General features: G+C 70.5%; 16 protein-coding genes. 10 read left to right on the forward strand and 6 right to left on the reverse strand.

Going from position 1 to position 14,296, the window contains the following annotated elements:
• A partial coding sequence (locus ACWCO3_RS20220; RefSeq protein WP_450011431.1) for a hypothetical protein occupies window positions 1-429 on the forward strand: 429 nt, incomplete at its 5' end.
• A gap of 47 nt (window positions 430-476) precedes the next feature.
• Window positions 477-752 carry a hypothetical protein gene (locus ACWCO3_RS20225; protein WP_145779972.1) on the forward strand — a complete coding sequence of 92 codons (276 nt, stop codon included), beginning with the start codon at window positions 477-479 and terminating at the stop codon, window positions 750-752.
• A gap of 14 nt (window positions 753-766) precedes the next feature.
• On the opposite strand, the gene ACWCO3_RS20230 is transcribed toward ACWCO3_RS20225, so the two are convergent.
• Both ACWCO3_RS20230 and ACWCO3_RS20235 read right to left on the reverse strand, forming a co-directional pair.
• On the reverse strand, window positions 767-1,558 hold the full coding sequence (locus tag ACWCO3_RS20230) for a L,D-transpeptidase family protein (RefSeq protein WP_450011434.1): 792 nt from the start codon (window positions 1,556-1,558) through the stop codon (window positions 767-769).
• Window positions 1,559-1,951: 393 nt separating this feature from the next.
• Window positions 1,952-2,662: an HAD family hydrolase gene (locus ACWCO3_RS20235; RefSeq protein WP_145779970.1), complete on the reverse strand. Its 711-nt coding sequence runs from the start codon at window positions 2,660-2,662 to the stop codon at window positions 1,952-1,954.
• Window positions 2,663-2,831: 169 nt separating this feature from the next.
• On the opposite strand from ACWCO3_RS20235, the gene ACWCO3_RS20240 reads away from it, so the two are divergent.
• Window positions 2,832-3,455 (forward strand): hypothetical protein, encoded by a 624-nt coding sequence (locus ACWCO3_RS20240; RefSeq protein WP_358166240.1) that lies wholly within the window; start codon window positions 2,832-2,834, stop codon window positions 3,453-3,455.
• An 11-nt stretch (window positions 3,456-3,466) separates the two neighbouring features.
• Here the strand turns inward: ACWCO3_RS20240 and ACWCO3_RS20245 are convergent, their stop codons facing one another.
• Entirely contained in the window at window positions 3,467-4,045 is a 579-nt protein-coding gene (locus ACWCO3_RS20245; protein WP_450011437.1) for a TetR/AcrR family transcriptional regulator, read from the reverse strand.
• A 210-nt stretch (window positions 4,046-4,255) separates the two neighbouring features.
• On the opposite strand from ACWCO3_RS20245, the gene ACWCO3_RS20250 reads away from it, so the two are divergent.
• Window positions 4,256-5,440, forward strand: a complete 1,185-nt coding sequence (locus ACWCO3_RS20250; protein ID WP_167524800.1) for a low temperature requirement protein A — start codon at window positions 4,256-4,258, stop codon at window positions 5,438-5,440.
• 10 nt (window positions 5,441-5,450) lie between these two features.
• On the opposite strand, the gene ACWCO3_RS20255 is transcribed toward ACWCO3_RS20250, so the two are convergent.
• Entirely contained in the window at window positions 5,451-6,344 is an 894-nt protein-coding gene (locus ACWCO3_RS20255) for an RNA polymerase sigma-70 factor (protein WP_450011439.1), read from the reverse strand.
• 195 nt (window positions 6,345-6,539) lie between these two features.
• Here ACWCO3_RS20255 and ACWCO3_RS20260 point away from each other — a divergent pair, with 195 nt between their 5' ends.
• Together ACWCO3_RS20260 and ACWCO3_RS20265 are read left to right on the forward strand one after the other, a co-directional pair.
• Window positions 6,540-6,923, forward strand: coding sequence for a DoxX family protein (locus ACWCO3_RS20260; protein ID WP_450011441.1), 384 nt, complete (start codon window positions 6,540-6,542; stop codon window positions 6,921-6,923).
• Between the two features lie 20 nt (window positions 6,924-6,943).
• Window positions 6,944-7,246: a hypothetical protein gene (locus ACWCO3_RS20265; RefSeq protein ID WP_450011443.1), complete on the forward strand. Its 303-nt coding sequence runs from the start codon at window positions 6,944-6,946 to the stop codon at window positions 7,244-7,246.
• A gap of 21 nt (window positions 7,247-7,267) precedes the next feature.
• On the opposite strand, the gene ACWCO3_RS20270 is transcribed toward ACWCO3_RS20265, so the two are convergent.
• Window positions 7,268-7,402, reverse strand: coding sequence for a hypothetical protein (locus tag ACWCO3_RS20270; RefSeq protein ID WP_280116477.1), 135 nt, complete (start codon window positions 7,400-7,402; stop codon window positions 7,268-7,270).
• A 130-nt stretch (window positions 7,403-7,532) separates the two neighbouring features.
• Between ACWCO3_RS20270 and ACWCO3_RS20275 the strand changes: the two genes are divergently transcribed.
• Both ACWCO3_RS20275 and ACWCO3_RS20280 read left to right on the forward strand, forming a co-directional pair.
• On the forward strand, window positions 7,533-7,994 hold the full coding sequence (locus ACWCO3_RS20275) for a MerR family transcriptional regulator (RefSeq protein WP_450011445.1): 462 nt from the start codon (window positions 7,533-7,535) through the stop codon (window positions 7,992-7,994).
• A gap of 18 nt (window positions 7,995-8,012) precedes the next feature.
• Complete coding sequence (locus ACWCO3_RS20280; RefSeq protein WP_358166225.1) at window positions 8,013-9,065, forward strand: NAD-dependent epimerase/dehydratase family protein; 1,053 nt, start codon at window positions 8,013-8,015, stop codon at window positions 9,063-9,065.
• A 177-nt stretch (window positions 9,066-9,242) separates the two neighbouring features.
• On the opposite strand, the gene ACWCO3_RS20285 is transcribed toward ACWCO3_RS20280, so the two are convergent.
• Window positions 9,243-11,948, reverse strand: a complete 2,706-nt coding sequence (locus tag ACWCO3_RS20285) for an MGH1-like glycoside hydrolase domain-containing protein (RefSeq protein ID WP_145779961.1) — start codon at window positions 11,946-11,948, stop codon at window positions 9,243-9,245.
• A 42-nt stretch (window positions 11,949-11,990) separates the two neighbouring features.
• On the opposite strand from ACWCO3_RS20285, the gene ACWCO3_RS20290 reads away from it, so the two are divergent.
• Together ACWCO3_RS20290 and ACWCO3_RS20295 are read left to right on the forward strand one after the other, a co-directional pair.
• On the forward strand, window positions 11,991-13,934 hold the full coding sequence (locus ACWCO3_RS20290; protein ID WP_450011448.1) for an amylo-alpha-1,6-glucosidase: 1,944 nt from the start codon (window positions 11,991-11,993) through the stop codon (window positions 13,932-13,934).
• Window positions 13,935-14,071: 137 nt separating this feature from the next.
• Window positions 14,072-14,296, forward strand: a 225-nt coding sequence (locus tag ACWCO3_RS20295; protein WP_450011450.1) for a glycogen/starch synthase, incomplete at its 3' end; no start/stop codon positions are given.

Consider the following 14,296-nt stretch of genomic DNA (forward strand, 5'->3'; position numbering starts at 1 on the left):
CAGGACACCCGCGCTCTCGCCCTGACATTCGAGGTGAGCGGCCTGCCACCGGTCAAGACCGAAGCATTGTCCATCTTCGCCGCCGGGCATCGCCAGGCGACGAGGGTCCGCACCCTGCTCCAGGCCGCTCTCACGGCGGCCCAGCGCACCGGCTGGACGCCGTTGCCCGGGCCGGTCGAGGTCGACCTGGTCCTGCGATGCCCGCCCGGGCACCGTACGGCCGACGCCAGCACCCTGCTCGGCGGCGTCTGCGCCGTCCTGCAGGACAAGAAGCGGGTGTCGTCCATCGGCCTCAGCCACCTCGGCGTCCTGGTGGACGTCGCCCTCTACGACGACGACCGGCAGATCCGCCGACTGTCGTACCACGAGGAGCCGGCGGAGGACTTCTCATACCAGGTGCGGGTCGCCGCCGTACCGAACGGGGTTTGACCGACGTCCGCGGTGGGGTACCGCGGACGCCGACGAAGGGAGCACCGATGTCGGAGCCACATGTCACGCTCGACCCACGCGGGCTCGACCCTGTGCAGCAGAAGCTGCGCGGCCCGCTGGAGGAGCAGCTGACCTCGGCGCTTCAGGCCGCCACCGACCGGGTCCGCGCCGACTATTCCGGCGAGCCGGTCGAGCAGGTCTGCCAACGACTGTTGGAGGAGACCCGCTCCGGGTTGCATCCCGACATCGCGGCCGGGTTCAACCCGGACATGGACGAGTTCTGCCGGGTGGCGGTGGCGATCGTCCGACGTGAGGCGTCCTGAGTCGCCGACAGCTCTCAATACCGGCCGAGCTGGGCGTACGGGCTGAGCACGATCCGGGGCGAGAGCGCCGGGTCGAGCCAGGTGAGCACGTCGACCAGGTGGTCGCGGGCCAGCGAGACGCAGCCGGCGGTGGCGTTGCCGCCGCTGGTGCTGAACTGGTGCAGGAAAATGCCGCTGCCCGCGTTCGGCACCGGCGTCGCCACGTTCGGCGGCATGTTGTAGGTGATCACCGCGAAGTGCGTGTACGCGGGGGTCTCCTGCCACAGCGCCTCGCTGGCCCCGCCCGGGTTCGTCGAGCTGTGCTGGAAGGTGTTGTAACGCGTCGACGACGGGTTCTCGTTCCACCAGTCACCGCTGACCAGCCGGTGGTACGGATAGCGCACACCGGGGTTGGCGGCGATGCCGTACATGGTCGGGCCGATCGAGTAGACCCCGGTGGGAGTGGTCGGCACCCCCTCCACGTGGTTGTCGCTGAACCCCTTCGAGCCGAGCCGCGCGGGCAACGGCGACGAGGCGGGCTGCCAGCGACCCCGGACCTTCACGTACGCCTCGAGGGTGGCGTACGTCGTGGTGTAACTGGTCGCGCCCACCACGATCACCTGCCTGGTCAGCGTGGGCAGGGTGGTCAGGCGGGCGGCCAGGTTGCGGCGTGGCACCGTCGAGCGGGCGCGGCGCGGAGCCGGCACGGTGGCCCCCCACGTCGGGGCCGGCGGCCTGGTCACGCCGAGCGCCGGCGCGGTCGGGATGAGCACGGCCGGCGCGGTGAGGCCCGCCGCGGCGCCCAACAGGAGAGATCTGCGCTTCATTCCGCCATCCTGACCGTCGGCCCGGCTCGTGTCTGCCCCACGCGCCGGAGGTGGTGTGTGCGTGGTCGGGTCAGGACCGGGTCCGCAACTACCCGGCCCTGACCCCCGGCCGTCCGATGGGTGAGCGGACAGCTCCGGCACCTCGTCGCCCAAGCGTGCACGGGGCGAGCCGCCGCTCTGCACTCAGCTCCACGGTGCCCACCGACCCAAGGCCGGCGCGCCGGCATCCCCGGTGGGGCCGGCAGCGCCGGCACAGGTTAGGCGGGTCACGGCGGGCCGGACAAGCCACGACCGACCTCCGGCGGCGGTCTGACGTCACGCTGAAAAAACGGCATCTCGACGTAACGAGATGATTATCGCCAGCGCTGTCGTGGTTCCGGACGGCTGCGGCGGTCAGAAGTGGCGGAGCAGGTCGCGGAACGCGGCCAGCCGCAGGACGCCGTCGTCGGTCGGGTCCAGCTCGTCGTCCTCCAGCACCCAGGTGTTCTCGTTCGGGATGAACACCGCGTTCAGCCCGGCCGCCCGCGCCGGCAGGATGTCGGACTTCGGGGAGTTGCCGATCATCCATGCGGTGGACGGATCGAAGCCGTGCTCCCGGACCAGCCACCGGTACGTCTCGGCGTTCTTCTCGGGCACGATGTGCGCGGCCCCGAAGTGGTGCAGCACGCCGCAGGCGTCCAGCTTGCGTTGCTGTTCCTCCCGGTCGCCCTTGGTCAGCAACAGCAGCTCGTGCCGGCTGGCCAGGTCGTCGAGCGCCTCGGCCACCCCGGGCATCAGCTCGACCCGGTGTTCCACGAGCGCCACGGCCAACCGGTCGATCTCCAGCCGCTCGGCCTCGGTGGCCGGCCGTGCGCGCAGCCGCTCCAGACACTCCCCCAGGCTGCGCAGGAAGACCTTGCTGCCGTACCCGTGCGCCACCGCGTTGGCCCGCTCGATGTCGTCGAGGACGGCGCGCAGCGCGGCCCGGTCCAGTGTGGGGTGGTCCAGCCAGGACAGGAAGTCGTCGATCACCCGCTCGAAGACGACGTTGTTCTCCCACAGGGTGTCGTCCGCATCAAAGATCAACACCTTCGCCTGCCGCCGCGCCGCCGTACCGTCCGTCATCCCGGGTCCCCCTCATGTTCAGAGCCGCACAGCCCGAGGGGCAGGATAGGCGCGAGATGGACGCCCACGTTTCCCATTTTCGCCGAACGATCTCGGCGTGCCGGCCGTCTCCAGTCAGGTAGCAACGATCGTCCCGGCCCGACAGGTTCGACCACCCGAGGAGTACGGCGTGTTCACGATGAGAGTGGTCACCGGCGCGGCACTGCTGGCGTGCACCGGCGCGCTTGTGGCGTGCGGCACCGACACCGCCAGGAAGCCAGGTGCCGCGGCGGGTACACCAACGCCCTCCGCCCCCGCGGCGGGCATGCCGCCATCGTCGTCGGCTCCGCAGGTCGACCCGCTGCTGTCTGGCAAGCGCGAGTTCACGATCGTGCGGGTGCAGGGATCCGGTAGCGAGCTGGAACTCAGCGGTCGGCTCGAGGAGGGCGGTGACACCGGGGGACGCGTCCTGTTCGCGTTGACCCCGATCGGCGGCGACCGGTACGTGTTCAAGGCGTTCGGCCCGCGGGACGACCACCCCGCCAACGACGAGCCATCCTGCTGGCAGGTCAACGGTCTGGACATCGAGCCCGAGCTGACCATCCAAGCCGCCGTGTGCGACGAGGACGACCCGATCCAGCGGTTCACGATCACCGCCAAGGGCGACGGCACGTACGCGATCGGCAGCGAAACCCGCTTTCTCCAGCACGCCCCGGGCAACGGTCTGGTCCTCAAGGAGTTGGGAAACGCGTCACCGGGCAGCACCTTCCGGTTCGTCGACAAGGGTCCGGCGGACCGCCAGCCCGTCAACTGACCGCCTGGTCGTCACGGCCACCGCAACAGCCGTTGAGCGATCAACGACTCCCGCTCCTCCTGCCCGTCGGGTCGGAGTCGCCCACCGCGGGTCAGCATCACCACGCCGTGCAGCAGGCTCCATCCCACCTCGGCGAGGGTGTCCGGGTCCCGTCCCTCGGCCAGGGGTGTCAGGGCCGCCCGCAGCTCGGCGAAGACCGCCCGCGGCGCGGCCGGCACACCATCCGCGCCGAGCGCCAGGTCGGGGGTCAGCGCGAGCATCGCGTCGTAGACCTGCGGATTCGTGTACGCGAAGTCGAGGTACGCGGTCGCGACCGCCGGCCAGGCACCGTCGGGGCTGTCCACGGCTTCGGCGTGTGCCTCCGCCAGATCGGCGGCCAGGTCGGCGAACGCGCACACAGCGACGGCGGCGAGCAACGCCTCCAGGTCGGCGAAGTGTCGGTAGACGTCGCCGATGTCGATCCCGGCCCGTTCGGCGAGCCGGCGGGTGCTGACTCCCGCCCAGCCCTCCGCCTCAGCCAACTCACGCGCGACCGTGACGAGAAGGTCACGCCGGTCCTGTTCGGTGGCCTTCTCGGCAGGTCCGGGCACGCCCACGAGCGTAAGCCCGCACCCCTCCGGTAGCCGCGTGGTGACAGATTGGTGACTGTCCGGCGCAGGCTCGGGCCGGTGGTGAGCTTCGGTCCCGGTACGCCACAGCCGTCCTCGTGGCTCGTTAGGCCAGGGGATCATCCGCGACGGGAGGCACATGGTGGTTCGGCGGCACGGAGCCGTGGCAGGTCGATGAACGGGAAACGGCGAATGCCACTGGTTCGCGGCGAAGCCACTCTCCAGCGGGCGACATTCCTGGAGCTCTTCCTCGACCTGGTCTTCGTCTTCGCCCTCACCCGCATCTCCGGACGCGTGATCGACGACTTCACCGACGGCCAGCGTGGCGTTCTCGCGGGTCTCGGTCAGGCGCTTCTGCTGTTCCTGGCGCTCTGGGCCGTCTGGTCGTTGACCGTCTGGTCGACCAGCTGGCTGGACCCGGAGGCACCGGTGGTCCAGACCGTCATCGTCATCACGATGCTCGGCGCCATGACGATGGCCGTCGCGGTGCCCGACGGCTTCGGCGCGCGGGCACCGCTCTTCGCCATCACCTACGTGTGTCTCCAGATCGGGCGCGTGGTCTATTTCCACCTCGCCGCACACGGCCAGCCCGATCCACGGCAGACCCTCCGCGTCCTGATCTGGTTCGGTCTGAGCGCGCCGCTCTGGGTCGTCGGTGGCCTGGCCGACGACGGCACGATCCGAGGATCACTCTGGTCGATCGCCCTGCTGATCGACTACGGCGGGCTGGCCCTCGGCTGGCCGACTCCCCGGATCGGCAGGCAACGGATCGGCGGCCGGATGATCGCCGCCGAGCACCTGTCCGAGCGGTACCAACAGTTCCTCCTCATCGCGATCGGTGAGGCGATCTTCGTCATCGGGGTGGCGTTCAGCAGCAGCGAATTCCACGTCAACCAGGCCGCCGGCTTCGTTCTCGCACTGGCGAGCACCGTCCTGCTGTGGCGGATCTATTTCCACGTCGCGGGAAAGGTGCTGGACGCCGCCGTCGGCCGCTCCCGTCACGCCGATCGACTCGCCACCGACATGGCGTTCGCCCACCTCACCATGATCGCGGGAATCGTCCTCACCGGCGTCGGCTTCGAACTGTTCATCACCGAACCCCTCGGGCACCTCCCGGCGGCCTGGCTCATCGCCATCCTCGGCGGTCCGGCGCTCTTCCTCGCCGGACGATCGGCGCTCGAATACCAGGTCTTCGGTCGGGTCTCCCGGTCCCGGCTGGCCGGCCTCCTCGCCCTCGGCCTGCTGGTGCCGGTCGCCGTACACCTCGACCCGCTCACCGCCGGGGCGGCCGCCGCCGTGGTGCTCCTCGGCGTCGCGGGCGCGGACGCACGACGCTCCCGCCACCGGTCGCCGGAGACGCCCACACCTCCGTACTAGATGCCCGTCCTCAACGGCGCAGGCTCGTCTCACGCTGCATGTGCGACAACTTCTCCGGGTTACGCACGGCGTAGAGCGCACTGACGAGACCGTCGTCAATGCGCAGCGCGACCACCGTGTCGATCTCGCCGTCGAACCGGAGCACCAGCGCCGGGTAGCCATTGACCTGGGCTGGCCGCAACGACATGGCGGCGGCCCTGGCCTCCGTGCTGGCCAACAGCCGGGCCACCTTGTCGGCCCCGACGACCGGCCGCAGCACCGCCTGTTTGATCCCGCCGCCGTCGCCCAGGAACACGGCGTCCGGCGCGAGAACGTCGAGCAGGCCCTGCACGTCGCCGGTCTCCACGGCCCGTCGGAACGCGTCGAGCGCGCGCCGGGTCTCGGTCGGGGAGACCGTCCCGCGAGGCCGACGTGCGGCGACGTGCGCCCGCGCCCGATGGGCGATCTGGCGGACGGCGGCCGCACTCTTGTCGACAGCTTCGGCGATCTCGTCGTAGCCAAGGTCGAAGACCTCGCGGAGGACGAACACCGCCCGCTCGGTCGGCGCGAGCGTCTCCAGCACCAGCAGCATCGCCATCGAGACACTCTCGGCGAGTTCGACGTCGTCGGCGACGTCGGGCGCGGTCAGCAACGGCTCGGGCAACCAGGAGCCGACGTACGACTCCCTGCGCCGCCCGACCGTCCGCAGCCGGTTCAGCGACTGGCGGGTGGTGATCCGGACCAGGTACGCGCGCTGGTCCCGCACCGCCGAGAGATCCGCGTCCGCCCACCGCAGCCAGGTCTCCTGGAGTACGTCCTCGGCGTCGGCGGCCGAGCCGAGCATCTCGTAGGCGACGGTGAAGAGCAGGTTCCGGTGGGTGACGAACGCGTCGACGGCGGGGCCCGCCCGGCCGTCCTCGGTCATGGCTTCGCTCCCCAGGTCTGGAATGTGCCCACCACGTCTGGCTCCAGTCTCGTCGATCCCGATGGCATCGCCCACGAGACACCGGTCCCGTGCCGTCTGTGACACCGGGCAGGCGTGGGCCGCGTCACCCCGGCACCTCCGTCACAGCGAGCGGGTCGGCGGTGTCTCGTGGTCGACCAAGACGAAAGGAACCTCATGAACCTGGCACTGTGGATCGCGGCCGGACTGCTGGCCGCAGTCGCCCTGGCCGGCGGCGTCACCAAGACGTTCGTACCCAAGGAGAAGTTGGCGGCTACCAACGGCGGCGGGTGGACCGCCAACGCCAGCGTGGGCTTCGTCAAGACCCTCGGGATCCTCGAAATCCTGGCCGCGGTCGGCCTGATCCTGCCCGCCGTGCTCGACATCGCACCGGTGCTGGTGCCGGTGACCGCCCTCTGCTGGGTCCTGCTGATGGTCGGCGCCATGATCACCCACCTGCGCTACAACGAAGCGAAGTTCATCGTGGTGAACCTGCTCTACCTCGCGGTGGCCGCCTTCGTCGCCTGGGGTCGGCTCGGACCCGAACCCTTCGGCGGCTGACCGGATGTCATGATCTGTCGATGTCCCCATGGGAGGTCGTCACGCGCGTCGTGGTGCCGATGCTTCTCGTCTTCTGGGCCGGATTCATGTTCGTCGGCGTGTTCTCCGACCGGCCCGAGACGTTCTCCCGGCCGCGCGGCTGGCAGTGGGCGTGGGTGGGTCTGTGGCTGATGACGGCTGGCGAGGCGGCGTTCGGTGACGATCGACCATGGGCCGAGCGGGCGTGGAAAGGTGTCGTCGCACTGCTCCTCGCCCTCGCCGTCGCCGTCGCGGCAGTCCGCCGTCACCGGTGGAAGGCCAGGCAAGCGGAGGCAAACGGCTGACGTGCCCCGGCGGCTCGGCGATCAGCGGTCCGACAGCGCCTTGATGCCATGGGTCGTGAGCAGCGCGGGCATCGGGTCGACGAGGTGCCGCCGCCGGGGTCGCCAGATGCGGCCAGCGCCCAGCCGCACCACCGACCCGACCCGCAAGATCCGCACAATTTCGCTGATGTTGCTGCCTGCGGCCGTCTTGAGGCAGCAACATCAGTGAAGTCGCGCGGATCTTGCTCGTTGTCGCTCCGATCACATCGTTTGACTTGAAGCGCTTGAAGTTGGGGACGCTTCAGTCATGGCAGCGACGAAGGCGGATCGGGAGCGGACAGAACCGCCCCTGACCATCCAGGAGATGGCCCAACGGTCGGGCTTCAGTGAGCCGACGCTGCGGTACTACGAAAAGATCGGCCTGCTCGGCCCGGTCGCGCGCGACGACAGCAGCGGTCACCGCCGCTACCACGCCGCGCTCGCCGAACGCGTCGACGCCCTGGCCTGCCTGCGGTCGTCCGGGATGAGCGTCGCGGAGATGCGCCGCTACCTGACGCTGCTCGACGAGGGCGACCGCGCGGCGGCTGCCGAACAACGTGACCTCTTCGCCCGGCACGCCGACCGGCTGTCCGGAGAGATCGAACGCCTACGGGTACGCCAGGCCTACATGCGCGGCAAGGCGGACATGTGGGACGCGCGGTACCGGGGCAACACGGATGCCGAGGAGCGCGCGATCGAGCAGGTCGAGCACGTTCTTCGACGTTTCTGAGCAACGATGGGACAAACAATGCCGAACGACATTCAGCTTCACTCCACCGACGACGCCCTGGTGTTGGTGACCGGTGCCACCGGTCACGTCGGCGGGTACTCCGTCGCCCGACTGCTCGATGAGGGCTACCGGGTGCGGGTCAGTGTCCGCGAGGCGGGCCAGCGCGACGAGGTGCTCGACCGGGTTCGACAGGCCGGCGTGAACCCGGACGGCCGGGTCGAGTTCCGGGCGGCGGCCCTGTCCGCCGACGAGGGCTGGGCCGAGGCCGCCGACGGGGCACTTTACGTGCTGCACCACGCGTCGCCGTTTCCGTTCACCCCGCCGAAGGACGACGACGAGGTGATCCGGCCCGCCCGCGACGGAGCGCTGCGCGTCCTGCGGGCCGCCCGCGAGACCGGGGTACGACGGGTGGTCCTGACCTCGTCGTACGCGGCGGTGGGTTACACGGTGAAGCCCGACGGTCGGTACAGCGAAGCGGACTGGACCAACGTGGACGACGACATCCCGGCGTACCACCGGTCGAAGACACTCGCCGAGCGCGCGGCGTGGGAGTACGTCCGGGATAACGGCGGGGTCGAGCTGAGCGTCGTCAACCCGACCGGCATCTTCGGGCCGCTGCTGGGGCCACGGGTCTCCGCGTCGACAGGCCTGGTGCAGGCGTTCCTTGACGGAGCGATGCCTGTCGTACCCCGGATGTACTTCGGTGTCGTCGACGTCCGGGACGTGGTCGACCTGCACCTGCGCGCGATGGTGCACCCGGACGCTGCCGGCGAGCGGTTCATCGGCGTCGGCGGCCCGTCGATCAGCTTCCTCGACATGGCACAGATGCTGGCGCGGCACCTGCCGAGCCTGGCCGACCGGGTGCCCGCGCGAGAGCTCACCGACGAGGAGGTCCTACGGGCCGCCGCGACCGAACCGGCCCTGCGCGAGGCCGCCGCTCTTCGGGGCCAGGTCCCGGTGATCAGCAACGACAAGGCGCGTACGGTGCTCGGCTGGCGCCCCCGCCCGGTGCAGACCACCATCACCGAAACGGCCGACAGCCTCATCAAGCTCGGCCTGGTCGCCCCCTGACCCACCCGGGCCACCCCGCGCGCAGAACGCACCGCGCACCCGCACGCGCCCCCACGCCCCACGCATGATCGTGCTCGATCCAGGATGTAGTGGCCTCCTGCTCCGGTCGACACCACTACAACAAGGATCGAGCGCGATCATGCCGCTCACCGCCCGCAAGATCCGCGTGCGGGGACCTTAGCGGCGCAACGTGAGGATCAGGTCGGCCACCAGGGCGGTCCAGCCGGTCTGGTGCCAGGCGCCCAGGCCGGCCCCGTTGTCGCCGTGGAAGTACTCGGGGAAGGCGATCAGGTCGCGCCAGTCCGGTTGGGTCTGGAACATCTGCGCGGCGCCGTAGATCGGCCGGCGACCCCAGTCGTCCTGAGTGAACAGCGAGATCAGCCGGGCGGAAAGGTCGTCGGCGATCTCGTCCAGGGTGCGCTTCACGCCGGAGCGGGTCGGGTACTCCACCTGGAGGTCGTCGCCGAAGAACGCCGCGTAGTCACGTAGCGCGCTGATCAGCAGAAAGTTCGTCGGCATCCAGATCGGACCGCGCCAGTTCGAGTTGCCGCCGAACAGACCGCTCGTCGACTCGGCCGGCTCGTAGCCGACGGAGAACTCCTGCCCGCCGAGGGTGACCGAGAACGGTTTGTCCAGGTGCGCGCGGGAGAGCGTACGCAGGCCGAAGTCGGAGAGGAACTCGTCGGGGTCGAGCATCCGGGCCAGGAGCCGGACCACCTGCTCCGGGCCGACCATGGACAGCAGCCGTTGCTGCCGGCCGTCAGGGCCCAACCGACGGGTGCCGATCACCTGGGCGTACTCCGGGCGGTTGGTCAGGAACCAGCGCAACCGCGCGCCCAGCTCCGGCAGACGGTGCAGCGTCTTCGCGGTGAGCCGGGTGGTGGCGGCCAGCGGCAGCAGCCCGACCACCGAGCGGACCTTCAGCGGCACCTTCGTACCGTCGGCGAGGCGCAGCACGTCGTAGAAGAAGGCGTCCTCCTCGTCCCACAACCCCTGCTCGTACGCGGCGGCGGCGATGTACGCGAAGTGCTCGAAGAACTTGGTGGCGGTGTCCACCCAGGTCCGGTCGTGTTCGGCGAGCACGATGGCCATGTCGAGCATGTTCAGCGCGTACATGCCCATCCAGCCGGTGCCGTCGGACTGCTCCAGCACACCGGCCACCGGCAGCGCCGCCGAACGGTCGAACGGCCCGACGTTGTCCAGCCCGAGAAAGCCGCCCTCGAAGACGTTGTTGCCACCGGTGTCCTTGCGGTTGACCCACCAGGTGAAGTTGAGCAGCAGCTTGTGCATCACCCGGGCCAGGAACTCGTAGTCCCGCCCGCCGTCGATCTCGAACACCTTCAGCGCCGCCCACGCGTGCACGGGCGGGTTCACGTCGCCGAACGCCCACTCGTACGCCGGGATCTGCCCGTTGGGGTGCAGGTACCACTCGCGGAGCAGGAGCAGCAGTTGGTCCTTGGCGAAGCCCGGGTCGACCCGGGCGATGCTCACGCAGTGGAAGGCCAGGTCCCAGGCCGCGTACCACGGGTATTCCCAGGGGTCGGGCATGGAGATGACGTCGAAGCTGGTCATGTGCCACCAGGCGCTGTTGCGCCCGTGTCGGCGGCCGGCCGGCGGGGTGGAGCCGGGGTCTCCTTCAAGCCAGCGCTTGACGTCGAAGTGGTAGAACTGCTTGCCCCACATCAGACCGGCGATGGCCTGCCGTGCCACCAGCGCCTCGTCGGGGGTGGCGGCCGGCGGGATGATCCCGGCGAAGAACCTGTTCGCCTCGGCCCGCCGCGCCCACACCACGGCCTCGAATCCGGCGCTGAGGTCGGCCGGGGGCGGCGGCGCGGCGGCCGGGGGCGACGCGGTGCGGGTCAGCCGCAGCCGGATCTGACGCTGCTCGCCGGCGGGCACGTCGAGCACGTAGTGCAGCGCGCCCTTGGTGCCCTCCCGGTCGGGGTTGACAGTCGCAGCGCCGTTGACGACGTGGTCGTTGATGCCGTCCTTCGGGTACGGGGAGCGGCCGGGGAGGCCCCAGAGACGTTCGGCGTTGGTGTCGTTGTCGCAGAGCAGCGGCACCGGGCCGCCGTCGCCTTCGAGCAGCAGTTGGCCGAGCACCCGGTGCTCGCCGACGAGCCGAGTGCCCTGACCGGTGATCCGGGGGATCCGGTCGCCGCCGGGCAGGCCCCACGCCCAGGTGTTACGGAACCACAGGGTGGGCAGGACGTGCAGGGTGGCCGCCTGGTCGCCCCGGTTGGCGACGGTCACCACCATGCAGATGTCGGTCGGGGACGCCTTGGCGTAGTCGACGGTCACCGCCCAGTACCGGTCCTCGTCGAAGATCCCGGTGTCCACCAGCTCGTACTCGGTGTCGTCGCGGCCGCGCAACGCGTTCACCGCGACGAGTTCGTCGTACGGGAAGGCGGCCTGGGGGTAGTGGTAGCGCCATCGCATCCAGGAGTGCGTCGGGGTGCTGTCGAGATACCACCAGTACTCCTTGGCGTCCTCGCCGTGGTTGCCGCCGTCGCCGCCGAGGCCGAACATCCGCTCCTTGAGGATCGGGTCCTTTCCGTTCCAGAGCGCGAGGGCGAACGCGAAGGTCTGTCGGTCGTCACAGACGCCGGCCATTCCGTCTTCATTCCACCGGTAGGCTCTGGACCGCGCGTGGTCATGCGGGAAGTAGTCCCAGGCCGTACCGTGCTCGCTGTAGTCCTCCCGTACCGTCCCCCACGCCCGTTCGGACAGATAGGGACCCCATGCACGCCAGTCCTGTTCCCCCGAGTCGGCCTGGGCGAGGCGGAGCCGCTCAGCGTCGGGTGGCGAGGCGTCGGAGGACGATCGGTCAGTGATCACGTGCACATCTTTGACGTCGCCGCGGTACTTGACCACAGCGGCCATTCTCGTCGTGGCGTGTTACACCTCGCCGCAGGTGGAGGAAAGTTGATCGACATGCGCTTCGGCCCCCAGGTCTGCGGCGATCTGACCAGCGCCGCGAGCCGGGAGTGGCTGGTCCCCGACGGCCTGGGCGGATATGCGATGGGCACTGTCGGTGGGCTCCGGACGCGCCGCTACCACGGCCTGCTGGTGGTTCCCGGCGAAACGCCGGCGTCCCGTCAGGTGGGACTGGTCAGCCTCGACCCGGCGGTCACAGTGCCGTCCGGCGCGCGGGTGCGGCTCGGCGCGCACGAGTGGTCCTCCGGCGACGTGGACCCGCGTGGCTTCGAGTTGCTGGAGCGCTTCGACCTGGTCGACGGGCTGCCGCGGTGGCGGTGGCGGATCGGCGCCGTGGTGATCGAGCGGGAGGTGGCCATGCTGCCCGGTCGCTCCTGCGTGTCGGTGGTGCACCGGCTGGTCGCCGGCGGGCCGGTCCGGCTGGAGCTGTCGGCCGCCTGCACCTGGCGTGACGCGCACGGCGAACGGCGGGCCGACGGCCCGGTTCCGCAGGTCGAGGCGGTGGCCGACGGCGCGGTGGTGGAGGGCGCGTACCGGCTGTCCGGGCCGAGCTGGGCGCCCGAGGGGCAGTGGTGGCTGGGCGTACACCACCGTGAGGAGGCCAATCGGGGCCTGAACCCGGACGAGGACCTGTGGTACGCGGGGCGATTCGTCGGCGAACTGGAACGCCCCGGCGACACGGTGTCGGTGCGGGCGTGGGCCGGTCGACTCGACGAGGAGCCGCCGCCGGCCACCGAGATCGTGGAGACGGCCCGACGGCGCAACCGGCAGGTGGTGGCGGCGGCGAAGCCGGCCGACCCGGTCGAGGCGACGCTCACGCTGGCCGCGGACGCGTTCGTGGTGCGCCCCGGCGGGCGAGCCGTCGACGTGGTGGCCGGCTATCCGTGGTTCGGCGCCTGGTCGCGGGACACGATGATCTCCTACGAGGGGTTGTTCCTCTGCACGGGTCGCGCCGACGAGGGCCGGGAGCTGCTGCGGGCGTACGCGGCGACGCTGTCCGAGGGGATGCTCGCCAACACGGCCGACACCGGTCGGGTGGAGTACAACACCGTCGACGGCACGCTGTGGTTCCTGCACGCGGTGAGTCGGCACGTCACCGTCACCGGTGACACCGACCTGGGTGACGAGCTGCTGCCCGCGTTGGGTCAGGTGGTCGACGCCCACGTGGCCGGCACCCGGTACGGGATCTCCGTCGACCCGGCCGACGGGCTGCTCAGTCAGGGCGCCCCCGGCACCGCGCTGACCTGGATGGACGCCCGGGTGTACGGGGTGCCGGTCACCCCGCGTACCGGCAAGCCGGTCGAGGTCAACGCGTTGTGGATCAACGGGCTGGCCGGGCTCGCGGAGCTGACCGAGCTGTCGGGGCGGAACGCGGACGAGCTGTGGCGACGGCACGGGCAGGCCACCGCCTCGTTCCGGGAGCGCTACCCCGCACCGACCGGCTGGCTGCACGACGTGCTGGACGCGCCCGCGCCGGCGTACCCGCTGGGCGGGGCCGCCCTGCACGACGACGACGCGCTGCGCCCCAACCAACTACTGGCCTGGTCGCTGCCGTACGCGCCGATGGACCCGGACGAGAGCACGTTGCGGCGCATCGGTGACGGGTTGCTCACGCCGCTCGGGCCGCGCAGTCTCGCCCCCGATGCGGCGGAGTTCGTGGGCCGGCACCGGGGTGGTCCCGCCGAGCGCGACGGCGGCTACCACCAGGGCACGGTCTGGCCGTGGCTGCTCGGGCCGTACGTGGACGCGTGCCGCAGGGGCAAGATGTCGGTCGATGACGTGTTCGTTGGTATCGAGGCCCATCTGACCGAATATGGGCTAGGCTCGGTTAGCGAGACGGCCGACGGCCTCGCGCCGCACGCCGCGACCGGCTGCCCCTTTCAGGCGTGGTCGGTGGCCGAGCTGCTGCGGGTGCGCCGAAAGAGCCAGTAGCGCTTTACACGACCGCAACGGTGGTGTCTCCGCTGGTTATCTCGATCCCGGCAGGATTGGCCCCGATCCAGACGCGACGGCGACACCGGCTCCGGTGTCGGTCGGCGCGCGCCCGGGGACAACTCAAAGGGGGCCGCATGTCACCCGACGCCCACGTGATCGACATCCACCCCGCCCGGCAACTGCGGGTGCTGATGCTCTCCTGGGAGTACCCGCCGGTGCTCGTCGGCGGCCTCGGCCGTCACGTGCACGCCCTCTCCGTCGCCCTCGCCGCCGCGGGCCACGAGGTCACCGTCGTCACCCGCCACTCCGAGGGCGCACCCCTTGAGGAGTACGCCGACGGCGTGCGCATCCTGCGCGCC

This window comes from Micromonospora sp. NPDC002411 (genome assembly GCF_053592955.1).